Here is a 24,706-nt window from a genome sequence, read left to right as displayed (position 1 = left end):
AAGGGTTAGAATGATTCAGAAACCACAAAGGTATCGCCAGACTTCGAATAAGTTAGTCCTTTGACACGACAAATATCACCCAGGGTCTGTTCGGCATTTTTAACCTTTGAGAGGTAAAGCGTCAGTTTTTCTTGGAGTAAGCTTTCGGACTCTGCTTTTATTTTGATATTAAACCTTCGGCTCAACTCATTAAAAATGTCTGACAGAGGCTGATTTTCAAAAGCCAATCCCTGTTGCATCCAGACCGTAGCTTTTGAAGGATCAGCGGCTGTAGGTGGTGATGGACGTTCACTCTTGGGAGTAAGCTGACTAAACTGACCGGGCTCAAGTACAACCTCTTTTGATTCCCGATCCGCTGATGAGAAAGAAACCCGTCCTTCTTCTAGAAAAACCGAGGTGGCATTTTTATCATCGGGCCAAGAACGGACATTGAACTTAGTACCCATCACTGTAATCAGGCCTCGTCCGGCTTCCACTTGAAAGGGCATTCCTGTAGTGGTAACTTCAAAAAAAGCTTCTCCATTGAGTGCAACCGTCCGCTCCCAGATATTGAACCATTTTGGATAGCTTAAAGTGGAACCGCTGTTTAGTGTAATGGTGGTCTGATCAGATAACGTAATGGTTTTAGTCTCTCCATGAGGCACCGCTATATGATTAGGAATCGAAAGGTAACCGATGCCTATAGCCCCAAGCAGTATGACCGCTGCTGCGGCAAACTTCCAGTTCCACAGAGGCGTCTTGGTTTTGGATGGTTTCGAAGCAAGGCCTGTTCGTTCACTGACTTGCTGAAAAGCAGCGGTTGTTTCGGAATTGGAAACCGTTACACTGTGTTTCCTATCCACACGTGCGGCCTCATTCAGAAGAGCATCTATTTTTTTGTCCGGCTGATCAGGATGGAGGTATTTTTGGGGGTCAGTCATAATAAATGTTGCTACTTTGATTCTGCTTATGCTGGCTCCATTCTTTTTTAAGCGTTTTAATTGCTTTCACAATATGATTATTTACTGTTCGGGAAGAAATATCCATCACATAAGCAATTTCTTCGTGGTCTAATCCTTCAAACCGGCTTAACCGTATGGCTTCACGCTGGCGATTGGGCAGTTGATTAATCAGCTTGATCATCTGTTTGCCGGTCTCATCGTCGGATGATATCACTTCTGGTATATGATCGCTTGAGCTCAGGGATCCCGGGGACAGATCATCCAGTGCAATGCTTTCGGTAGGATGATCCCGGAGATAATTCAATGCGCTGTTTCGTACAATCTGGAACACATACGCCAATAATGACTGATCAGGATCGATAGCTTGTCGCTTTTTCCATAGCTTCACAAAAGACTCCTGAACAATATCTTTAGCCAGTGCCTTTGACTTTGTGTAGCGCCACGCAAATTTTACCAACCGCGCATACAGATGGTGAAATAGCTCAGAAAAAGCACCTTCGTCAGACGCTTTTATCCTTCGTGCCCACACCGTAATTTGTTCTTGTTCCCGGGAACCCATACACAATTATGTTCTTATTGTAGATGGTTATACACGAAAAAAGAGGGCAATGACTACTCTATATTTATTTTTTTTGAAATATATTTGGGCGATTTTTTAAGAAATGAACCTACGGCTCCTGCAAAATCCTTATTTACTGCCCTATGGCCAGATAACGCAGGCATGCGCTCTAATTACTGCAAAGTGTAGTTGCATAAAAAATGATCTAACTTACCGCTTTGCTAATCCTGTTTTTAAGAGCTTCTGTAAAGGGGGTAGCTTTTAAAATCGAGTTTGAGAAGGGTTCAACAACAATGTTGTCATAGCCTTGATGGTCGGCCTGGCGAAACCGGTCATAGAGCTCTCGGCCCATTTTTTTGAAGTCGCCTTTGAAGTGGATAATATTTTTGGAAGGCTGATATTCCACATTCGTATGTAGCAAGTAGAGGGTCTTGGATTGGTCGGGATCCTCATTAGCGTTCAGCCATTGCACGGTGGCATCCGGTGCATAATGGCTGTACTTGGTACCCGGACTTTTGGCTGCAGTACTTTCGCTCTGATCGCTTTTGAGTAGCACTTCCTTGTCGATCCGTTGCTCAATGTCTTTGGCTGAGATGGCCCCGGGACGATAAATTTGATAGGGTTTCTGAGAAACATCCAGTACCGTAGATTCCAGGCCAATGGCTGTTCTCCCGGCATCAATAATAGGGAAGTCATCGCCAAAATCTTCCCGGATGTGATCTGGATGTGTAGGGCTGGGCCGGCCGGAGGAATTCGCACTTGGGGCTACTAATGGCCCCACATTGGCAATAAGATCCTGTGAAAGCGGATGACTGGGCCAGCGAACAGCTACCGTATCCAGTCCGGCAGTAACAAGATCCAGAACCTCGGTCTTCTTTTTAAAGATGAGGGTCAGCGGACCCGGCCAGAAAGCTTGCATCAAAGTTCGGGCATCGTCAGGGATGTGCTGAGCAAAATCTTCTACCATAGCTACTGAAGAAACATGCACAATCAGTGGATTATCTGAGGGCCGCCCTTTCTGGTCGAACACCTTTTGGATGGCGGTGGGGTTCCATGCATCAGCTCCCAATCCATAGACCGTCTCCGTAGGGAATGCAACAATTTGTCCATTTTTAAGCAGCTGAATATATCGATCAAGCAAAACTGACCTCTCGATTATATACGGATGAAAGTTCTTTCAGGAATGATGCGGCTGCCTGCAGGTCGGAAATATCATGGATTACAAACCGTACCCGGTCATCTTTTTGGATCACTTTAAACCGATCTTCCGCTTCTTCCTGAAGTGTTTTAAGCAATTTTTGGAACCGGTTACCATAGAACTCTTCCCCCAGCTCAGAATCATGTTTGGGGCAGGATAACCACATCCGGTTTGACCGGATACGTGCTTTGGTCATAAACAGGCGCGAAGCGAAGAGCTTGATGACGGTAGATGTAATAATGTTTTGAGTGGCATTGGGCACGGGACCAAAGCGATCCTGGACTTCTTCTTTCCAGTCTTTTATTTCTTCCAGTTCATCAGCCCCAGACAGTTTGCGATATAAGTTTAATCGTTCCACATTATCCGCTACATAATTGCTCGGGAGCAACGCTGGAAGATCAAACTCAACCTGCGTTTCGGGCAAGTCTGGTTGTACCTCTACATCGTCGAATACATCACTGAATTCATTCTCTTTCAGCTCTTTAACGGCGTCATTTAGAATTTTTTGATATAAGTCAAAGCCAAGGTCATTGATAAAGCCACTTTGTTCGGCTCCCAGGATGTCACCGGCACCACGTATATCGAGGTCGCGCATTGCGATGTTAAATCCGGATCCTAAATCAGAGAATTCTTCAAGTGCTAACAGTCGTTTGCGTGCTTCATCGGTAAGGGATTTTATATCCGGAGTAATTAAATAACAGAAGGCTTTGCGATTGGAGCGGCCTACGCGTCCCCGCAACTGATGGAGTTCTGCCAGCCCAAATCGATCGGCCCGGTTAATAATCATGGTGTTGGCATTGGATATATCGATGCCGTTTTCAACGATATTAGTCGAGAGCAGCACATCAAATTTGTGATCATAGAAGTCTTCAATAATGGTCTCCAACTTTTTGGAGCTCATCTGCCCGTGTGCATGCCGGATTCTAATATTGGGAACCAGCTTACGGACCATATTAGCCACAGCCTCAATATTTTTAACCCGGTTATGGATAAAGAACACTTGTCCCCCACGAGATATTTCTTGCGTGATGGCATCACGAATAAGATCCTCATTGAAGCTGTGAATCTCGGTCTCAACGGGCTGGCGATTGGGTGGTGGAGTATGGATGATACTCAGATCGCGGGCGCCCATTAACGAAAATTGCAGTGTACGCGGGATGGGCGTGGCGGTAAGCGTGAGTACATCAACGGTAGCACGGTACTTTTTAAGTTTTTCTTTCGCGGAAACCCCAAATCGTTGCTCTTCATCCACAACCAGCAAACCGAGGTCATCAAACTTAACATCCTTGGATGTCAACCTGTGAGTCCCGACAATGATATCCACCTTTCCTTCTTCGAGGCGTTGCAGTGTTTCTTTCTGTTCTTTGCGGCTGCGGAAGCGGGAGATGACATCAATAGAAACGGGGAAATCCTTCATCCGTTTTTTGAAGGTCTTATAGTGCTGGTCGGCTAAAATGGTCGTAGGCACCAGAACGGCTACTTGCTTATGATCCATAACGGCCTTAAATGCGGCGCGTACAGCTACCTCTGTCTTACCAAAACCAACATCTCCACAGATAAGGCGATCCATCGGAGTATCACTCTGCATATCTTGTTTGACGGCTTTGATGGCCTTGCGCTGATCGGGTGTTTCTTCAAACTCAAAGCGGGCTTCCATTTCTGTTTGCCAGGAATTGTCGGCAGCAAAATCAAAGGCATCCTGAGATTTACGTTTGGCATACAGCTTAATAAGGTCACGGGCGATATCCTTAACTTTTGTCTTGGTCTCGGCCTTTTTGCGGGCCCACCGCCCCGAACCTAATTTATCGATACGGGGCTGCGTACCTTCTTTTCCAGAGTATTTCTGGATTTTATGCAGGCTGGAGACATTGACGTAAAGTACAGAATCTTCTTTATAGCGAAGCACAACTGATTCCTGTTCTACATCCCGAACCTCAATAGTCTTGAAGCCTGCAAACTTACCGATGCCATAGTCAACATGTACAACATAATCTCCAATATTAAGATCGCGTAGTTCCTTGAAGGAGATACTGTTGGTATGACGTTTTCTGCGGACTTTCGGTCGGTGATAGCGATTGAAAATTTGATGGTCTGTATAAACAGCCAATCCCTTTTCATTCAGCAGAAAGCCTTGATGGATAGTTTCTACCGATAAGTGGTACCGTAAGTTTTTGGATGGTTCCCCCAGGAGTTCTTCAAATCGGTCGCGCTGGCCTTCATTATCGCATAAAATGTAGGTGTCATAGCCTTGCTTGCTCAGGCTTTCAATATCTTCACGAAGTAGCTTAATGTTGCCATTAAAATCGGGTTGAGGGCTGGCCTCCAGTCGGTAGGTCCAGTCGGCCTTTTGTTCTTTAGAAAACCCGCCAAGGTGTAACTGTGCGCATTTCTGTATGGATTGTGTAAACTGATTAGGGCCGACATATAAATCTTCAGGCGGCAATATATCTTCATCTTCAATCTGTTCAAAACGATCGATAGCCTGCTCATAGCGATCCTCGAGTTCTGCCTGTACCAGCGACTGATTAGCGATAAGTATGAGGGTATCTTCGTCAAAATAGGAGAGAAGCCCTCGTTTTTCGCCTTGATTTAAGTTGGAGGCATCGGGCACAAAGCGGACGGTCTCGAGAAAGGCAATGGAACGCTGTGAGTCAGGGTCAAACTCACGGATGGAATCTACTTCATCTCCGAAGAATTCCAGCCGGATGGGATACTCGCCAGTATAAGGAAACACATCCAGGATGCCCCCACGGTGGGCAAACTCTCCCGGTTGGTTTACAAACTTGACCGGCTCATATTCCTGGTCGACTAATTCTTTCCGAAGTTTTTCAAAATTGACAGAATCCCCATTGTTGATAGTAATTGAGGCATCCGTAAATACTTCCGGGGCAACAAGTTTATCGAAAAGAGCTGCAGCAGAACTGACTAATACGGCTTGTTCATAGTGTTTGATATTTTCCAGTACTTCCGAACGCTGAACGACAATAGAGCTGTCTGTAATTTGCTGGTCGTCATAGGGTTTTTGACCTGTTGCCGGAAAGTAGCTTGCATGTGCTACATCCAGTGCTTCAAGATCATCCTTCATAAATTGGGCGGCTTCGGCCTCCGGATGAATGATGACCAGCTTATTGTACTTTTCGGCCAGTTTTGCTGCTAACAGTGCGGGGGTCGAGCCAATAAAATGATCGAGTAGAACTTTATTATGCTCGCCAATATGGTCATTCAGGTCTTGCCAGGGAATTTGGCCGGAAAATGTTTTTAACACAGACTGTAGCGCCATAGAAAATACTAAGATGAGATCTCGATTATTGAATCAATAAATTCAAACACCAAAGATAAGGATTTTTTCGTTCTTTTTGGAGGGGGTTTTGAAGGATAAGCGTGAACTTTGACCATAAAGTCCTGTTTCTCGCGCGGAATTAATTGCTGCGCCAATAATTCGGTAGCCCATCATACAGAAAGCTTTATAAAACTTCAGAAGCCTCATGAAGCCAGTTAAAGCTAAGATTATGTGTCCAATCTTGGTGCGAGTAGAGGGTTGCACGAACCAATGTGCCAGGCACTTTGGAAGTGTCTGGCACATACAATAATCCTGCATCTTTTATCCTGTTATCCTGAAAACTGGCATCTCGCATCAAGCGTAGTTATTCCATCGCATTACGAAAAACAAAACGATCAGAGATAATACCTAAAATTAACAGCAGAATACCCGGCAGCAGAAATCGGGGATAGAGATCTTGATAGTCAGTGTAAATAACTTCTTCAATTTCTGTTGTTTCCAGCTCATTAATTTGATTATAAATCTCTTTGAGCTGTTCGGTGTCGATTGCCCTGAAATAATTTCCGCCGGTCATATTGGCTATCTCAGTAAGCATTTCTTCATCAATATTAACTTCAACATTTTGGTAGCGGTTGCCAAAGATGGGGTCCTGAACCGGGTAGGGGGCCGTTCCGCGAGTTCCAGCGCCGATTGTATAGATCTTAATGTCGTGCGAGACCGCTAAATCAGCTGCCGTAACAGGATCAATTTCGCCGGAATTATTTTGCCCATCGGTAAGCAGGATAATGACCTTACTTTCGGCCTCACTTTCTTTAAGTCGGTTTACAGCGGTTGCAATGCCCATCCCAATAGCAGTACCATCTTCAACAACGCCCATTTCCACTTCGCCCAACAAACGGTTCAGGAGTTCATAGTCGAGGGTAGGGGGGACCGCCGTAAAACTTTTGCGGGCGAAAAGTACTAAGCCAATTCGGTCGGATATGCGGTCATCAATAAAGTCTGCAGCAACGGTCTTGGCAGCCTCCAATCGATTGGGTTTCAAATCCTCGGCTTTCATCGACGTCGAAATATCCAGCGTTATCACGATGTCGATACCTTCGGCATTACGCTCTACGGTGGTGTTTTGATACTGCGGACGAGCCATAGCACAAACAACCAGGGCGAAGGCGATCCACTGCAAGAGCGGCCCCAGATGGATGCCGTACCTTTTCCAGTTTCCAGACAGGTTTACGGCATGTGATGTATCCGAGAAAGTTAAGTTTGGATGCCTGGACTGCCAGTGATTCCAAAGGTGATAGCCGGCCAGGGGAATTAAAAGCAGCAATAGCCAAAGCCATTGCGGATTTGCCCAACTCATGCGGTAACCTCTTCTGCATTTTGTTGTTCATGGCGTTCGCGTAAGGTTTCCATATTGGACTGGTGCTCTCTGCGGAGCTGTTCAACCCGGGGAGCATCAATATTTCTGGCTTGTTCCAAAAAGTTATGTGCTTTTTCCAGGGCTCTGCCTGCTTGTTCGGTAGTAGGCGTAAATTTGGCAAATTTTACCATATCGGCTTCCTGTAAGACTGCCCGGGTATCGTCAACCAATTGCTTGTCAATAGACTGATTTTTTAGGTTCTGCAAAATTTCGCTGCTGGTTGATTCCAGGGCAGGAATATGGTGGAGGTCTTCAAAATACTGCCGGATGGCATCTCCCAACTCGATATAGAATTCTTTGAACTCCTCGTGTGTACTCGGTTTCATCTGTTCCAGATGAGCAATGTGTTGCTGTAAATTTTGAAGTGGATCTACAAAAGGCGTAGGGACAAAAGGTTCGGGCTCTTTGGCCTTGGGCGGAGCTGGTTTGGTAAAATAGGTGTACAGAAAGTAGCCTGCTATACAAAGAAGAAGGAATGCTAAAATATAGGGCCACCATGCAGCAGCAAAGTCAAAAATAGGTTTCAGGGGACGCAAGCTTTCATCTTGGCTCGCCAATACGCTTTGGAATCCAACAGGCACCAAGTTGGTGTATAAGGTTGTGGTATCCTGCCCCTGCACTAATGATACCGGCAGTTTGGGGAGAACGGTATCGGCCGTAGCAAAAAACTGAAGTTTATAATGAACGCTGTCTTTGAAAGAAGTAACCTTGAATTGGGATTGGGACCGCACTTCAAAATTTGAGGGCAGGTCACTGCTGTCCGGAAATATGATATCATCATATTCCCGGTCTCTATTAAGAGTGATCGAAAAGTCGAACGTATCGCCCACCCGAAGCGAGTCAACAGTAGAATACTCATTGATGGTTTGAGCCTGACTGGTGATCGGGAATATTGAGAGCACCAGTCCCAAAATAATGTAGGAAAAATTTGATCGGATCACTGCCACCGTTAGTCGTTAATTAGTACTTAAAACAGAGCCACAAAAAAAATATTGTAGAAGATCTCACAATGTCGGCGCTCAAAATAGAAAAAATCTCTCCTTTCGGAAAAAATAAAGTCAGATTGGAGTCAAAAAATGAAAATTGTATGTGCATTAAGGTCAGGAAAATAGTATGTTTACAGGCTGATAACTCCGAATCCAAAATAAAGGTATGCCAAGGACATTACTATTGGGAGCATTTGCCCTCTGTGCTCTGATTTCCTGCACCCACAATTCCAGCCAACAGAAATCACAATCTCTTACAGCCAAGCCAACTCCGGTATCCAAAGACACGACGGCCACCGAACCGTTAGATTCGCTGGATGCTTTTGGGTTAGAAGTAGATAAATTTGAGGTGGATGAGTATACCATCCAGCGGAATGAGAGTTTGTACCTTATCCTGGATAACCTGGATTTTAGTCCACAAGAGATTTATTCGATCAGTGAGGAAGCCAAAAATATTATAGATCCCAAGAAGATGAAACCGGGTCAGCCGTACTACACCTATTCGAAGGGGGGAAGTGATAGCAGTGCCGCTCTAGCTCATTTAGTGTGGCAACCAAATAGTATGGAATATGTTGTTTTCGACTGGCAGCAGGATTCTTTAGAGATCTATAAGGCGGCACGCCCCCTCTTTACCCAAACAGCCGTGACAACTGGTGAGATTGAAAATTCTCTGTATCAAACGATCAGCCACAATGGGGGGAGTCCGATGTTAGCTCATAAATTATCGACGGTCTTTGCCTGGCAGATAGACTTTTTTAGCATCCGCAGCGGAGATACTTTTAAAACGTTGTACGAAGAACGATATGTAGATGACCAGTTTTTTGGGGTAGGAGATCTGTTGGCTGCACAAATTAAGCACAGGGGCAAAATGTTCCGGGCGTACTATTTTTCCAAAGGAGATTTTGAGGGTTACTATACTGAAGAAGGGGAAAGTGTTCAACGGGCCCTGTTGAAAGCTCCGTTTGAATATGATCACCGCATTAGTTCTCCTTTCTCAAAAAACAGGATGCATCCAACCCTTAACCGCCGCCGCCCACATAACGGTGTTGATTATGCGGCGCCCTCTGGCACGCCTATCTTGTCAACAGGACAGGGCGTGGTACAACGGGCCGGATATTATGGCGGCGCTGGAAATATGGTGGAAATAAAGCATAATAAGACCTATGAAACAACTTACATGCACATGCGGGCGTTTGCTGACGGGGTACATCCGGGCGCGCATGTAGAACAGGGACAAGTGATTGGGTATGTGGGAACGACCGGCCGATCAACGGGCCCCCATTTACATTACGAGGTAAGCCGGAACCGAAAGGCTATCAATCCCTTGACAATGGACTTACCTTCCTCAGAGTCCATTCCCGACAGTCTGATGGCTGATTTCGAGCAGGTTCGGGATACACTGGATGAACAACTAAATGAAAAGGAGAACGAGCAGGAACAGGAAAATCCGGTTCTCACCTATACCGATAACGCTACGCTCTAATAGCTAATAACGGTGCATTCGGCGACGGAAGAAAGAGATTAGGGGTCGTATGTAGGAGGCATTGGTCTCCAGCTCAATCATATCTATTTTCATGCGGAGGAACTTATCGCGGAGTTTCTCTTTCTGTTGATGACGCCTTTTCCGATATTCCTGCCGTACAGTCGAACTGGAGGTGTCTACCATAATTTCCTGGCCTGTTTCGGCATCTTTAAGGGGTAGTAATCCCAGATTAGGCAACTCATCTTCTAACTGATCATTGATAAAGATATTAACGAGGTCGTGTTTACGATTGGTTATTTTAAGTTGCCGGTCGTAAGAGGCATCTTGGAAGTCGCTGGCCATGACAATAATCGCTCGTCGATTCAGCAGTCTGTTCACATAGGAGAGTGCTTCGCTGAGATCTGTTCCTTTTCCCTTGGGTTCGGTTGTGAGGAGCTCACGAATAAGCCGGAGAACATGAATTCGTCCTTTTTTTGGGGGGATGACTTTTTCAATGGTATCCGTAAAAAGAACTAACCCAACTTTATCTCCATTTTTGATAGCGCTAAATGCGAGCACAGCACAAATTTCGATAGCCAGTTCCATTTTACTTTGGCCTTTACTGCCGAAAACCCCGCTGGGTGAAATGTCAACACAGAGCATCAGGGTCTGTTCGCGCTCTTCTTCAAACTGCTTAATAAATGGGTCGCCCGAACGAGCGGTAACATTCCAGTCAATCTGGCGAATGTCATCTCCAAAAGTGTACTGTCGAACTTCTGAAAATTCCATGCCGCGCCCTTTAAACGCAGATTGATATTCACCTCCAAAGATGTTGTTGACCATTCCTTTGGTGCGAATTTCAATTTTACGGACTTTCTTAAGGATTTCCTTTGAAATCATATCTACATATTTGGCTTATCGGGTAGCGAAAGAATAAGAGAAATCGAGAGCAGTTGAAAGGGAAAAATAGCTCACATTGTATGTGATGCATCAAACCCGGAATTAATAATTTGATAACATTGAGGTAACGTTATGTTGAGAATAGTTTTTTGTCTTATATGTGAATGAAAAAGCCAATATAAATGGCCTGATTAGCATATGATGATTGGTAGCAAATTCAGTAAAAAGTATCATCAGTTTTTACAAAAAATTGGAGATCTCTCCGAAGGAAATACCGGCCAAAAGATTTCAGTTAAGAAAGTCAATGACCACGTACATTTAGATCGTACTGAAATTAAAAATGCCCTTGAATATCTTCAGGAACTCGGTTTTATCAATATTGAAACTATCGGTGGCCCCTTTCTGTATGGACACATAACCATAACGGCTGCCGGGTTGAATAAGTACAATAAATTATCATAAATAGTGGCTCGATAAGCAATGCTATAACCGAGAGCGTTGTTGTAGCGTAAATTGTTACTTCTTTTATCATTTCCAGTCCTAAATTTTTTCCCAAAAATTACCTACCTTTGTCACGGATTTTATTCCGGAGGATTTGCTGACAGACTGTTTTATCATCCTTGCAGCCATACAAGCATGTAGAGTAACCCGAGAGTATTCTGTATTTTATCCTGCTTGTTGTTTGCACTGGAGTTAACCAGGAAATGACGGCAAACCCTTCATCGATGTACTTTCTAACTAAAAACTTGGATACATGATCATAGGCGTACCTAAAGAAATTAAGACCCACGAAAATCGCGTATCACTGTTACCCGGTGGCGTCACAAGGTTGAAACGAAACGGGCACCAAGTGCTTGTAGAAAAAGGGGCCGGCGAGGGCAGTGGTTTTTCGGACGAAAAGTATGTAGAAGCCGGTGCAACCATTCTGGAAGATATTGAAAAGCTCTGGGAGCAGTCAGAGATGATCATGAAAGTCAAGGAGCCTATTGAAGTTGAATACTCCCGGATGAAAGAGGGGCAGGTGATATTTACTTATTTCCACTTTGCAGCAAGTGAGGCCCTTACTGAGGCCGTCATTGAATCTAAGGCTACAGCCATTGCTTATGAGACCGTGGAAAAGCAAGACGGCTCACTTCCATTGCTGATTCCGATGAGTGAGGTTGCCGGGCGAATGGCCTCGCAGGAAGGAGCAAAGTATCTGGAGAAACCCCTGGGTGGCCGTGGGCTATTATTAGGGGGCATTCCCGGAGTTAAACCAGCCAATGTTATGGTACTGGGGGGTGGTATTGTCGGAGTTAATGCTGCTAAAATAGCCGCAGGAATGGGGGCAAATGTAACGATCATGGATATCAGCATGCCTCGACTGCGCTACCTTGACGATGTAATGTCAAAAAATGTGGATACTGTTTTCTCTTCAGAGGCCAACATTCGAAGTTTGCTGCCCGATGTTGATATGATAATTGGAGCGGTGCTTAAGCCGGGAGCCAAGGCCCCCCACCTGGTGACCAAAGAAATGCTTTCCGACATGCAGGATGGTGCGGTACTGGTTGACGTAGCTATTGATCAGGGAGGATGTTTTGAAACTTCTAAGCCCACTACCCATGATAATCCTATTTACAAGGTTGATGGGGTTGTCCACTACTGCGTAACCAACATGCCCGGTGCTGTTCCCTATACCTCAACGCTGGGACTCACAAATGTAACCTTACCTTATGCCATTGACCTTGCCAATAAGGGATGGAAAAAGGCGGTGAAGGAAGATGCTGAATTGCAAAAAGGCCTTAATATTACTGGTGGCGAAATTGTATATGAACCAGTTGCTGATGCTTTTGGTTTGGAATACTCAGCAATCGACAGTGCACTTTAAATCTTTAGCTTTACAATATAAAGCCGGGTCTCTAAAAAATGGAGAACCCGGTTTTTTATAAGAAAAAGGATACTAAATGAAGTACGGACATAAGAAAATGTTAATCATATAAAATAATCTCTTAAATGAGAGGTTATAAAATATTGCTATACAAGTTAATAGGTATATGTACAATTGGTTAACAACTTGTTAATAAGTATTTTTGTTTACCATAAGACATCCCATTATATTTTCGGAACATTAGATAGGTAATCGTTGTAACAGGATTTTTTATATGGGCAAAGTAATTTCCATAGCGAATCAAAAAGGAGGGGTTGGTAAGACAACAACGGCCATTAATCTTGCTGCCAGTCTTGCAGCGATTGAGCATACCACTCTTGTTATCGATATTGACCCACAGAGCAATACGACCAGTGGATTGGGCATTGAATCGAAGACGGTGTCGAATTCCATATATGAAGTTATGGTAGGAGGGGTTGATGCTTCTGATGCAATTCGCGAGACAGAGCTTCCATTCTTGGAAATAATACCTTCCCATATCAATTTGGTGGGGGCCGAAATTGAGATGATTGATCGCGAAGAGCGCGAACGCATCTTGGAGAAAGCCGTTGGTGATCTGCGAGAACAGTACGATTTTGTCATCATTGATTGTCCTCCTTCTCTTGGTTTACTTACCATTAACGCTCTTACGGTTTCAGATTCGGTTATTATTCCGGTACAGTGCGAATATTTTGCGCTTGAAGGGCTTGGCCAATTGTTAAATACGATTAAGATTGTACGCCAGCACTTAAATACCGATTTAGAAATTGAAGGCGTGCTATTAACTATGTTTGATACCCGAACCCGACTGTCTGATCAAGTGGCTGATGAGGTCCGAAAATATTTTGAGGATCGGGTTTTCGAGTCCATTATTGCGCGGAATATACGGTTGGCGGAAGCCCCCAGTTTTGGAAAACCTGCTTTGCTCTATGATTCCACCAGTCGGGGAGCTAAAAATTATTTAGCACTGGCACGTGAAATTATTCATCGCAATAAAGATCTCTTTAAAGATAGTCCTGTTTTTGCAGGTAGTTAAGAAATAGTAGAATATTATGGCATCAAAAAAGGTTTTAGGTCGAGGTCTCGGCGCTTTTTTCCCAGAGTATGACGATGAAGAATCGGAAGGGAAAAAGAAATCTAAATCGTCGAAGAAAGAGAAAACGGCCCAGACTCCTATTGAACCTCAGAAGAGAGTTAACATCGTATTGGAGGTTCCGGTAGATAACATACGACCTAATCCGCATCAGCCACGCAAAGAGTTTGAAGAAGAACGGCTGAAGGAATTATCGCATTCCATTGAGGAGCATGGCTTGATCCAGCCGATAACAGTACGCTACATAGGTGAGAAGCGTTTTGAACTGATTAGTGGAGAACGACGGCTGCGAGCGGCGAAGATTGCGGGTATAGAAAAGTTGCCTGCTTACATCCGGGAGGTCAATGATGAGGATATTATCTCCTATGCGCTTATTGAAAATATTCAGCGCGAGGATTTGAATCCCATGGAGGTAGCTTTGGGCTATCAACGATTGATTGAAGAAGCGGATTATACGCAGGCGGAAGTAGCAGAACGGGTTGGTAAAAACCGGTCTACAGTGACCAATATGCTGCGACTTTTAAACTTGCCGCCTTTTATCCAGGCAGCTCTTCGTGATGAGCAAATTTCAATGGGACACGCCCGGGCTCTTATATCGGTAGAGAACCCCGATGACCAAAAAGCAATTTTTAAGAAAATCATAAAAAAGGGATACTCTGTTCGTCAAACAGAAAAGGCTGTTAAAGCGTTAGCTGAAGACAAAGACAAGCCGCAAAAAAGTAAGTCCGAAGATCGTCAAAGTGCTTTTTTAAAAGAAATCTCAAACCGGCTAAGAAGCAAGTTAAGTACCAAAGTTAATATTAAGTCCAAAAAGAATGGTGGCGAAATACGTATCGAATATTATTCGAATGAAGAGCTGGACCGCCTGCTGGAGTTGTTTGAAGAGCTTTCTTAGCCTGGGCATGTTGCTTCTGGGATGTTCGATATGCAGTTATAGCCAAACGCTGAGCAATGCCCAGTTACATCAAAAGAGGGGATATGCGCATCAGAAAAACAATGTGGTTTTCCTTAACCCTTCCTTCCAGTTAAACCAAGATTCTGTAGAGAACTCATCTTCAGATTCATTTCCCTCTCCCAAAAGCGTAATGTACAAGTCGATGATAATTCCGGGGTGGGGGCAGATAACCAATCGTCAAATATGGAAGGTACCTATCGTTTATGGGCTGCTGGGCGGACTCGCTTGGTATAGTATGGATCTGACCAAAAGATACCATGATTATCGAGCCGCTTATTATAATCTCAATAGTGAAACTGATGACGATATGAGATTTGGTCCTACTCCAGACTATATTCCAGAAAGTGCCAATCTGCAAGAGCTTAAATCGATTCGGAACACTTATCGAAATCGCCGGGACATGGTATATATAGGAATAGGCCTGGCTTATGGACTAAATGTTATCGATGCTTATGTATTTGCACATATGCGCTCTTTTGACGTGTCAGAGGACCTAAGTATGAAAACACGCATTAAACCATCTGTGATGGCCCAGGCTACTCCGGGATTTACCCTGTCAATAGATTTAATTACAAAATAGCAGAGACTATGGATGAGCAGAACAACAAAAAATTAACGGTTCCCAAAAATTTTGATGAAAGTCATGACAGTGATGTCTGGAGTATCTTTAAAATAATGGGTGAATTTGTGGAGGGGTACGACAAGCTCTTTAAAATTGGCCCTTGTGTGTCAATATTTGGTTCGGCACGGACAACTGAGGGCGATAAGTATTACGAAATGGCCCGTTATACCGCAAAAAAGATAACAGAACAGGGCTTTGGAGTTATAACAGGAGGCGGGCCCGGAATTATGGAGGCTGCCAATCAAGGTGCCCAGGAAGGGGAGGGAAAATCGGTTGGATTGGGGATTACTCTGCCCCATGAACAGGGCTTAAATTCTTTTGTGGATGAAGATTATGTGATCAATTTTAATTATTTCTTTGCCCGGAAAGTTATGTTTGTAAAATATGCGCAGGGATTTATTGTCTTCCCGGGAGGATTTGGTACCATGGATGAATTCTTTGAGGCTTTAACACTCATCCAGACTACTAAAGTTACGGCTTTCCCCATTGTATTAATAGGAAGCGACTACTGGGGTGGCTTAGTAGACTGGATTAAAACAACAATGGTGAACAATGGGACAATTTCGGAAGAAGATGTGAATCTTTTTCAACTGACGGACGATCCTGAAGAGGCCGTAGAGATTATCTGCAAGTTTTATCAGCAGCATACACTGGGACCAAATTTTTAATTGAAGTTTGTTGCATATTTAGCTTGTTTTAATGGAAACAAAATACATTTAAATGGATTTAAATAGGTGGCTATTTAACCGCAAACAGATTGTTTGAAATTAATAGCTTAACACCCTAAATAATAAACAATGCAATAAATAAGGGCACAGAATAGTTTTACTTTTAAATAAATGGTTTAATTCATTACATTAGTTGCTTTTAACATTCAATCAAAACCGAACGTACCATGAAGTTTTTTAAAAATAGCCTTACAACATTGTTAGTGGGTCTTTTTATCGTTGGCTTAACAACAAATGTTAAGGCACAGGATAAACGTGAGGCCATAAAAACCTATAATCAAGCGTTAGAATTGATGAAGGCTAACGAGTTTGAGCAGGCGGCCAATATGTTCACTCAGGCAATAGCTCAGGCAGAAGAATTAGGTGAAGAAGGGAATGATATAGTGGAACGGTCGCAAGGTCAGCTACCCGGCGTCTACTTCAGCATGGCAAAACAAGAATACCGTAATTTCCAAAGTGCAAAGTCGATGAGTAGTCTGGAAGCTACTATTGATGCCTTTGGTGAAGCAGGTGAAGTAGCTGATGAGTACGGAAATTCTCAGATTGCTGATAAAGTACCGAATATCCTTACGCAGCTTACCTACACCAAATCATTACTGCAATACCAGCAGCAAAGTTTTGACCAGGCTCTGGCTACCCTGGACCAGGTAATTGAAGATAATCCTAACTATGCCAAAGCATATTATCAGAAAGGGATTATCACCAAAAAGATGGACAGTGGAAGCCTGGACGATGCACTTGGCTTCTTTGATAAAGCAATCGAGCTTGGGACACAGAATAATAACAACCAGATTGTAGCACGGGCGCAATCTGCTGCCGCCGACGAGCTGGTTTACCGCGGTTCTCAAGCCAATCAGAACAATAGTTACAGCGAAGCTATTACTTTGCTGAATCGTGCCTTGGAGTATGATGATGCTTCTTCTGATGCTTACTTTCGCCTTGCAGAGGCCTATAACGGTCAGCAAAATTGGCAACAAGCCGTTAGTGCAGCGAATAAAGCACTTGAATTAAGTAATGGAGGACGTACTGATAAAGCTAAGACTTATTTTGCTTTAGGCACAGCCTACCAAGGTTTAGGCCAGTCCTCGGATGCATGTGATGCTTTTACGAATGCAGCTTATGGAACGTTTAAATCGTCAGCTGAACATAAAATGGAATATGAACTGAAGTGTGGTTCATAACTCAATGCCATTTTAGATTTTTCAAAAGGCTTCCGATTTCGGAGGCCTTTTTTTATGGGATAGGATAAGGTCTCGATTTCTCTTTTATGTAAGCTTAGCTTTGGCTATTTTCTGTTTCAAAATCTGATTTTAACCTCCAAAATACCCTTGGGTACCAACAACCAATGAGTCCTACTACTACTGTAAGTGCTCTTGATGAGCTTTGTGCTAACACTATCCGAACATTATCAATGGATGCCGTTCAACGGGCTGGCTCGGGCCATCCGGGCATGCCGATGGGAATGGCCGATGCTGCATATGTTCTATGGACAAAATTTTTGAAACACGATCCTGATAATCCTGATTGGTATAACCGTGATCGATTTATCTTGTCGGCAGGGCATGGTTCTATTTTACTATATAGCTTACTTCATCTTACAGGCTATGATCTTCCGCTGGAAGAATTAAAGAACCTTCGCCAGCTTGATAGTTTAACTCCGGGTCACCCAGAAGTTCATCTAACACCAGGTGTGGAAACAACAACGGGTCCACTGGGACAAGGCTTTGCCACCGGTGTTGGTATGGCAATGGCCGAGGCCCATCTGGCAGCTAAGTTTAATAAAGAGCGTTATTCCATTACCGATCATTATACCTATGGCATTGTCAGTGATGGCGATTTGATGGAAGGAATATCGCAGGAAGCTGCTTCTATGGCGGGCCATATGAAACTGGGTAAACTTATTTACTTGTATGATGACAATGGTATTTCTATTGATGGAAGCACCGATATAGCCTTTACTGAAGATGTAGAACAGCGGTTCAAAGCAAATCAATGGCATACGATAAAAGTTGATGGACACGATCAGCAAGCCGTAGAAGAAGCTATTAAGGAGGCCCAGTCGGTTGAGGACAAGCCCTCATTGGTTATTTGTAGGACGCATATTGGATATGGAAGTCCGAATAAGCAGGACACTTCTGCCTCTCACGGTGCCGCACTTGGCGAAGAGGAGATCCTGAAGACCAAGGAAAACCTAGGATGGGAGTATGAAGAGAAATTCCACATTCCGGAAGAAGCCTTAGCCCATTTCCGGAAAGCAAAAGACGATGGAGCAGCAGCACATCAAAAATGGGAAACTCTTTTTGAGGAATATCAGGAAGCATTTGAAGATGAGGCTGCTCAATTTACGTCTTCGGTAGAACGACAGTTGCCAGCGGATTTCGATTCGCTATTACCGGAATTTGAGTCCGATAAAGAAGGATTGGCCACACGTGCATCTTCTGGCTCAGTCTTAAAGACCTTAGCAGACCACATTCCACAGCTGGTTGGCGGTTCAGCCGACCTTACGGGCAGTAATAAAACCTGGATGGATGATAAGGGCATCTTTGGAGAAAGTAATTATGCCGGAAGAAATATCCACTTTGGTGTACGTGAGCATGCAATGGGAGCCGCTCTCAATGGTATGGCTTTGCACAAAGGGGTGATTCCTTTTGGCGGAACCTTCTTGATTTTTTCTGATTACTGTCGCCCGGCTATCCGTATTGCTGCGCTGTCTCATATTCCATCCATATTTGTCTTTACACACGATAGCATTGGATTAGGGGGCGATGGACCTACCCATCAACCGATTGAGCACTTAGCATCGCTGCGCGCCATGCCAAATGCCCTCGTACTGCGTCCGGCCGATGCCAACGAAGTAGCTTGGGCCTGGAAAGCAGCTGTTGAATATACGGATGGCCCGGCCTTATTGGCATTAACTCGTCAGAGCGTGCCGACGTTTGAACGGAATGAAGAAAATGCAGCCTCCAACACATCAAAAGGAGCGTATATATTAGCTGACTCGGATAAAGAGCAGCCCGATGCTATTTTACTTGGAACAGGCTCTGAAGTACATCTTGCGATGAAAGCTAAACGTGAACTTAGTGAACAAGGAATAGACGCTCGTGTTGTCAGTATGCCTTCTTGGGAGCTCTTTAGAGCGCAGGATGAGGCCTACAAGCAAAAAGTACTGCCCAAAGAAGTAACAGCACGCGTTTCTGTTGAAGCGGCAGCTACCTTTGGCTGGAAAGAGTGGGTCGGGGATGCAGGAGTGGCTATCGGTGTGGATCGATTTGGCGCTTCAGCTCCATACAAAAAAATCTTTGAAAAATATGACCTTACCGTTGATCGTATCGTTAAAGAAGCCGAACAATTGGTAGGATAGTATCTTAAGTCCCTATTATATTCGAAATGGCACAAGCGTTTGTTGCGTTTGTGCCATTTTTATTTTTAACGCTATTTAATGCCAGGCCCAATAGTTCTCAAATGTACAACAGGGCCGGGCATCCAATAATATCGGATGCATAAGAAAAAGAGTCATTCTCCCCCGTGATGCACGCAGGTAAAAGTAATATCATCGGCCGGTTTTTCCTGACCAATAAAATTCTCAAGAGAAGATTGAACCTTCTGTATAATGGTTTGGGCATGGAGAGAGCCGTAGATACTGAGAAGGGCATCCAGGCGATCCTGGCCATATTCTTCGCCCATTGCATTGCGGGCCTCCGTAAGTCCGTCGGTATAAAAGAGTACGCTATCCCCCGGATGAAACTGAAATTTCTTTTCCTGAAGGTGGAGTTCTAAATTTTGGGAAGACGTCATCCCAAGGGCAAAACCATCGGAACGGAGGTTAAAAGTGGCATCGCGTTCTTTATTGAACAGGATCGGCGGGTTATGCCCGGCGCGCGCAAAGGTAAAATGATTTTCATCCTTGGGAAAGAAGGCTGCACAGGCCGTAACGAACGTTTTATCGGCGATATCAGATTTTACATAATTATTGAGCTCCAGGAAAAGTTCCTTGGGTGTGGGCTGATTCTTTTCGATGATCAGATGAACAAGGGCCTGCATCCGTACCATATAAAGGGCAGCCGTTAACCCTTTGCCCGAAACATCAGCAATGATGATATAGGTGCCTTGGGCTGTTTCTATGATATCAACATAGTCGCCACCGACTTCTTTGGCGGTATTGGCAAAAGAGGAAACCTCAAGGCGGTGGCAGCGCTGTTGGGTGTTGGGAAGCAGGCTTAACTGGATTTCACGCGCAAGGTCAATTTCTCGCTTCACATCTGATTTTTCCAACAATTCTACCAGCAGCAGCATCAGCATGGATCCAAAGGCAAACGGAATCAGCAGGTCATAAAACAGCACATAGCCGGTTATCTGTAGAAATTGGAACAAGTAGTAGAATAAAAAAGCAATGATAGATAATCCGAATAGCAGCCGCCGTGTTGGATTTAAACGCTGGGTTAGAGCAGAAAAAAGACGCAAAAACTTAAGATGTCCGGGGATCTCTTCGCTTTCTTTTTGTTGAAGCTCTTCCCCAATGGCTTCCTCATATAACTGCTTAAGCCGATCGGTATCTTTGTAGAATTCTTTGCCAATACGTTCCCGGGTCATGCCGGAAATATACTCCTTATAAACCGATTTTGTATTTTGAAATGCCGATTGAGCTTCGTTCTTTAAACCCATGTAAAAAATGGTTATTAATTGATATCAATATCCTTATTCGAAAACAAAACTAAAAAGTTTTACCTTTCCTGTAATTGGCCAATCGATGGTCAGTTATATTGCTACTGCAACGAAATTAGATTTAAAACAGAAGTTAATAATAAGATAAAGAATGTCTAAAAGCCTCCTTTTTTTGTTAGACGGTATGGCGTTAGCCTATCGCTCGCACTACGCCTTCATCCGAAGTAATTTAAAAAACTCCGAGGGGATTCCCACGGGGCCGATTTTGGGTTTTGCCAATACGCTCGAAAAGCTGCTGGATGAACATAAACCCACCCACATTGCCGTCGCCTGGGATACGAATGTACCTACGTTCCGCCACGAAATGGATGAAGAATATAAGGCCAACCGTCCTCCGCAGCCCGAAGAATTGACGGTAGGGATTCCACTCATCAAGGAGATGATCAAGGGCTATGGAATAAAGAATATTGAAAAAGATCGTTTTGAGGCAGATGATCTGATTGGTACCATTGCCAGTGATGCCAACGCCGAGGATGTTGATGTCTATATGGTGACCCCGGATAAAGATTTTATGCAGCTGGTGCACGATCACATTATGATGTATAAGCCGGATAATCAAAATGGTGGGTTTAACCTCATCGACCGGGAAGGGGTAAAGGATTATTTCGGGGTCTATCCGGAGAAAGTAATCGATGTACTGGCCATTTTGGGCGACACCTCGGATAACATACCGGGTGTTAAGGGCATTGGCAAGAAAGGAGCCCCCAAACTTATTAATAAATATGGAACCTTGGAGGCTGCGATTGAGGATGCCCCCAACATGTCTTCCAAACGTCACCGCGAGGGCTTACAAAAATATGAAGAGGAGGCCCTGCATGCGAAAGAGATGGTCACCATCAAAACCGATGTGCCGGGGACCGAAAAGTGGGAAGAACTGGACTGGGAAGGCGCCAAAAATGAAGAACTCGGTTCGTTCTTTAAGCGCATGGAATTTCGCACATTGACGAAGAAATACCTGGGCGAAGAAATTACGCGTTCGTCAAAAAAGAAGACGCAAAAGTCGAATAAGAACCAGGGCGACCTGTTTGGGGAAGGTGAGGAGCCGGTTGAAGAGAACGAGCTACAGTCCTATGAGGAGGAAACTGTAACGTATGAACTGGTTAATGAAGCAGAGTCTCTGGCAACTTTAGTTGAAAAGCTAAAGGACTCTGAGACCCTCTGTTTCGATACGGAGACTGACGGAGTGGACCCGATGGAAAATCGATTGGTTGGTATCTCTTTATCGACTATGGTAGAAGAAGCCTACTACATACCGGTGAATGTGGATGGAGGCATGGCCGAGGATAAGGCTATCAAAACCCTTCAACCACTGTTTGCTGAAGAGCAAAGCCTGAAGATTGCCCACAACTACAAGTTCGATTACATGATGCTGCAACGGGCAGGTCTTGAGATTGAGGGACCGGCTTTTGATACCATGATTGCAGGTTACCTGATCGATGCTGACCAGAAGCTGAAGATGGATACGATGGCACAGAAGTATCTGAAATACGAGCCCGTTCCTATCGAAGAGCTGATTGGTTCCGGGCGTAAGAAGAAAACTATGGATGAAATTCCCCCGGAAAAGATAACCGTATATGCCTGTGAAGATGCCGACATCACGCTCCGGCTTTATGAAGTACTGATCGATGAACTTGAAGAGGATGAACTACAGGAGATTGCTGAGACGCTGGAATTTCCACTGATGGAAGTGCTGGCCAAGATGGAGATGGAAGGGGTACTGGTAGATCGCGCTATGCTGGAAGAGTTTTCAGCTACTCTGGGTGATGATTTACGGGCTCTCCAAGAAAAGGTCTATGAAAAGGCGGGAACAGAGTTTAACCTGAATTCACCCAAACAGCTGGGCGAGATCATGTTTGACAAGATGGGGCTGCCTGCCGGTAAAAAGACCAAAACGGGTCAATATTCTACGGCCGAATCAGTACTTAAAAAGTTGGCTGCTGATTATGAGATGCCTGAACTCATCCTGGAATATCGGGCGCTTAGTAAACTTAAATCTACTTATGTGGATGCACTGCCAAAGCTTATCAATGAGGAGACCGGGCGTATCCATACCGATTTCAACCAGAGCGTCGCTGCAACAGGACGGCTCTCCTCATCCAATCCCAACCTGCAAAATATCCCTATTCGAACTGAGCGAGGGCGGGAAATCCGCAAAGCCTTTATAGCGGAGGAAGGACATCAGCTGTTGTCGGCCGACTACTCTCAGGTAGAGCTGCGAGTTATCGCATCCATGGCTGAGGACGAAAATATGATCCAGGCCTTCAAGGGTGGAGAAGATATCCACGCACGAACGGCCAAAGAGATTTTTGATCTGGATTCCCTGGATGATGTGACGGGCAACCAGCGCCGCAAAGCCAAAGAGGTCAACTTCGGCATACCCTATGGTGTGAGTGCCTATGGGTTGGCCAACCGGTTGGGGGTCAGCAATAATGAAGGGAAAGAGATGATCGATCAGTACTTCGAGCGCTTCCCGGCCATTCAGGATTACATTAATGATACCAAAGCCTTTGCCAAAGAAAATGGATATGTTAAAACCCTGATGGGGCGCCGCCGGTATATTCCACAAATCAATTCCGGTAATTGGAATGTGCGGGCCTTCGCCGAGCGAACGGCTATTAATATGCCCATCCAGGGAACAGCTGCTGATATCATCAAAAAAGCGATGATTGACATCCAGCGATATATCGAAGAAGAATCACTCGGCACGCGGATGCTACTGCAGGTTCATGATGAACTTATTTTCAGTATTCCGGATGAGGAGGCTGATGAGGTGCCTGAAAGGTTGAAGGAACTGATGGAAACAGCCTATGAGCTGGCGGTTCCGCTCGAAGTGGAAATGGGACTGGCTGATAACTGGTTAGAGGCGCATTAGCAGTAGAGATGAGGTGCCAGCCCATCCCGGGGGGAACTATCCATTTGATGGTGTGAGCTTTGTTCCCTTTTGGACCGTTTTCCGGGCTCGAAGGGAGTTGCACTCCCGTTCTATGAGTTAAAAAACGCTACCGAAGATCGGGAGTATAACTCCCTCGGAGCTAAATAATGACAAACGTGCCAGACATTTCGGAAGTGCCTGGTACGTAATAACAGCCTCCATCCATTTTTGTCAGGATCGCGCAGACCTTGTGTTAGCACCCTGAGATACCCTGTGTCAAGGGCTCGTAAAGGCTGTACGTAGTGCTCGTATTATCTTTACGTAGGCCTCGTATAGTCTACACGTAGTACTACGTATGATCTATACGAAGGGTAGGGGGAGATGCTTCTGGCCGGTCGTCTTATATCTATCTGTATCCGGGGAGGGTATAGATTCTACTCTTCCAGCTTAAAGCGGGGCAGGTGAAGCTCCCACTGGATAGCCGCCAGGCGCAGGCCTATGACGACAAACATGCCCGTTATGATACTTACCGACGAGGGGAGTCTGGTAAGCTGGAATAGCAGCAAATAAACGGTTGCCCCGGCCAGGGCTGCAGTGGCATAAATATCCCGTTGCAAAATCATGGGAATCTTATTGGTCAGGACATCACGAATGAGTCCACCGACAGTACCTGTAATCGCAGCCATTATGACAATGATGACATCACTGGATACGATGCCCTGCGTTATTTGTGCCCCGGTAATAGTGAAGACGGCAAGCCCAAGGGCATCGGCAAAGAGCAGGGCCTTTTGCGGAGGCTCCATATGGCGCGTATACCAGATGGTCGCCAATGTTGCGATGATGATAACGGAAAGATAGCTGGGGTCGGAAATCCAGAATACCGGATGACGATTTAATAATAGGTCACGTGTGGTACCGCCGCCAACAGCTGTAACAACGGCAATGATGACAACGCCCAATAAATCCAGGCTTTTTTTACCTGCTGCCAAGACCCCCGAAATGGCAAAAACAGCCACCCCGAATAGGTCAAGCCAGTATAACAGTTGAAGTTCTTCCCAGCTCATG

Annotated in this window: 19 protein-coding genes; 10 read left to right on the top strand and 9 right to left on the bottom strand. The window is 44.8% G+C overall.

All coding sequences use genetic code 11. The features are described 5' to 3' along the window. Positions 1–5: 5 nt before the first annotated feature. From J6I44_RS10755 to J6I44_RS10730, 6 genes are all read right to left on the bottom strand, one after another. Complete coding sequence (locus J6I44_RS10755; protein WP_265766115.1) at positions 6–920, bottom strand: FecR family protein; 915 nt, start codon at positions 918–920, stop codon at positions 6–8. Then, entirely contained in the window at positions 913–1,500 is a 588-nt protein-coding gene (locus tag J6I44_RS10750; protein WP_265766114.1) for an RNA polymerase sigma factor, read from the bottom strand. The genes J6I44_RS10755 and J6I44_RS10750 overlap by 8 nt, the downstream gene beginning before the upstream one ends. Positions 1,501–1,705: 205 nt before the next feature. Continuing rightward, positions 1,706–2,641, bottom strand: coding sequence for an L-threonylcarbamoyladenylate synthase (locus J6I44_RS10745; RefSeq protein ID WP_265766113.1), 936 nt, complete (start codon positions 2,639–2,641; stop codon positions 1,706–1,708). Beyond that, complete coding sequence (mfd, locus tag J6I44_RS10740) at positions 2,634–5,978, bottom strand: transcription-repair coupling factor (protein ID WP_265766112.1); 3,345 nt, start codon at positions 5,976–5,978, stop codon at positions 2,634–2,636. The genes J6I44_RS10745 and mfd overlap by 8 nt, the downstream gene beginning before the upstream one ends. A gap of 364 nt (positions 5,979–6,342) precedes the next feature. Next, positions 6,343–7,335 carry a vWA domain-containing protein gene (locus J6I44_RS10735; RefSeq protein WP_265766111.1) on the bottom strand — a complete coding sequence of 331 codons (993 nt, stop codon included), beginning with the start codon at positions 7,333–7,335 and terminating at the stop codon, positions 6,343–6,345. Beyond that, positions 7,332–8,336 carry a hypothetical protein gene (locus J6I44_RS10730; RefSeq protein ID WP_265766110.1) on the bottom strand — a complete coding sequence of 335 codons (1,005 nt, stop codon included), beginning with the start codon at positions 8,334–8,336 and terminating at the stop codon, positions 7,332–7,334. The genes J6I44_RS10735 and J6I44_RS10730 overlap by 4 nt, the downstream gene beginning before the upstream one ends. Before the next feature lie 211 nt (positions 8,337–8,547). Between J6I44_RS10730 and J6I44_RS10725 the strand changes: the two genes are divergently transcribed. Further along, positions 8,548–9,864 (top strand): M23 family metallopeptidase, encoded by a 1,317-nt coding sequence (locus J6I44_RS10725; RefSeq protein WP_265766109.1) that lies wholly within the window; start codon positions 8,548–8,550, stop codon positions 9,862–9,864. 3 nt (positions 9,865–9,867) lie between these two features. Here the strand turns inward: J6I44_RS10725 and J6I44_RS10720 are convergent, their stop codons facing one another. Then, a complete protein-coding gene (locus J6I44_RS10720; RefSeq protein ID WP_265766108.1) occupies positions 9,868–10,743 on the bottom strand; it encodes a DUF58 domain-containing protein in 876 nt (291 codons plus the stop codon). A 198-nt stretch (positions 10,744–10,941) separates the two neighbouring features. Here J6I44_RS10720 and J6I44_RS10715 point away from each other — a divergent pair, with 198 nt between their 5' ends. The 8 genes from J6I44_RS10715 (at position 10,942) to tkt (ending at position 19,408) form a co-directional block, all read left to right on the top strand. Further along, positions 10,942–11,205 carry a hypothetical protein gene (locus J6I44_RS10715; protein WP_265766107.1) on the top strand — a complete coding sequence of 88 codons (264 nt, stop codon included), beginning with the start codon at positions 10,942–10,944 and terminating at the stop codon, positions 11,203–11,205. A gap of 292 nt (positions 11,206–11,497) precedes the next feature. Continuing rightward, positions 11,498–12,610, top strand: a complete 1,113-nt coding sequence (gene ald, locus J6I44_RS10710) for an alanine dehydrogenase (RefSeq protein ID WP_265766106.1) — start codon at positions 11,498–11,500, stop codon at positions 12,608–12,610. Between the two features lie 274 nt (positions 12,611–12,884). Beyond that, positions 12,885–13,685 (top strand): ParA family protein, encoded by an 801-nt coding sequence (locus J6I44_RS10705; protein ID WP_265766105.1) that lies wholly within the window; start codon positions 12,885–12,887, stop codon positions 13,683–13,685. Between the two features lie 16 nt (positions 13,686–13,701). Then, positions 13,702–14,637: a ParB/RepB/Spo0J family partition protein gene (locus tag J6I44_RS10700; protein WP_265766104.1), complete on the top strand. Its 936-nt coding sequence runs from the start codon at positions 13,702–13,704 to the stop codon at positions 14,635–14,637. After that, positions 14,591–15,277 (top strand): DUF5683 domain-containing protein, encoded by a 687-nt coding sequence (locus tag J6I44_RS10695; RefSeq protein WP_265766103.1) that lies wholly within the window; start codon positions 14,591–14,593, stop codon positions 15,275–15,277. Before J6I44_RS10700 ends, J6I44_RS10695 begins: the two co-directional genes overlap by 47 nt. Positions 15,278–15,285: 8 nt before the next feature. Next, complete coding sequence (locus J6I44_RS10690; RefSeq protein WP_265766102.1) at positions 15,286–15,987, top strand: LOG family protein; 702 nt, start codon at positions 15,286–15,288, stop codon at positions 15,985–15,987. Between the two features lie 227 nt (positions 15,988–16,214). Next, entirely contained in the window at positions 16,215–17,228 is a 1,014-nt protein-coding gene (locus tag J6I44_RS10685) for a tetratricopeptide repeat protein (protein WP_265766101.1), read from the top strand. A gap of 164 nt (positions 17,229–17,392) precedes the next feature. Next, entirely contained in the window at positions 17,393–19,408 is a 2,016-nt protein-coding gene (tkt, locus tag J6I44_RS10680; protein WP_265766100.1) for a transketolase, read from the top strand. A 152-nt stretch (positions 19,409–19,560) separates the two neighbouring features. On the opposite strand, the gene J6I44_RS10675 is transcribed toward tkt, so the two are convergent. Then, the gene (locus J6I44_RS10675) at positions 19,561–20,709 is read right to left on the bottom strand and encodes a PP2C family protein-serine/threonine phosphatase (protein WP_265766098.1); all 1,149 of its coding nucleotides are present in this window, start codon (positions 20,707–20,709) and stop codon (positions 19,561–19,563) included. 151 nt (positions 20,710–20,860) lie between these two features. Between J6I44_RS10675 and polA the strand changes: the two genes are divergently transcribed. After that, entirely contained in the window at positions 20,861–23,641 is a 2,781-nt protein-coding gene (gene polA / locus J6I44_RS10670) for a DNA polymerase I (RefSeq protein ID WP_265766096.1), read from the top strand. Positions 23,642–24,075: 434 nt separating this feature from the next. On the opposite strand, the gene J6I44_RS10665 is transcribed toward polA, so the two are convergent. Further along, positions 24,076–24,705 carry a trimeric intracellular cation channel family protein gene (locus J6I44_RS10665; protein ID WP_265766095.1) on the bottom strand — a complete coding sequence of 210 codons (630 nt, stop codon included), beginning with the start codon at positions 24,703–24,705 and terminating at the stop codon, positions 24,076–24,078. Position 24,706: the final 1 nt, after the last annotated feature.

Origin of the sequence: Fodinibius salsisoli (assembly GCF_026229185.1) — a bacterium.
In the GTDB taxonomy this organism is placed as follows: domain Bacteria; phylum Bacteroidota; class Rhodothermia; order Balneolales; family Balneolaceae; genus Fodinibius; species Fodinibius salsisoli.
This window is presented reverse-complemented; position numbering and strand designations above follow the sequence as displayed.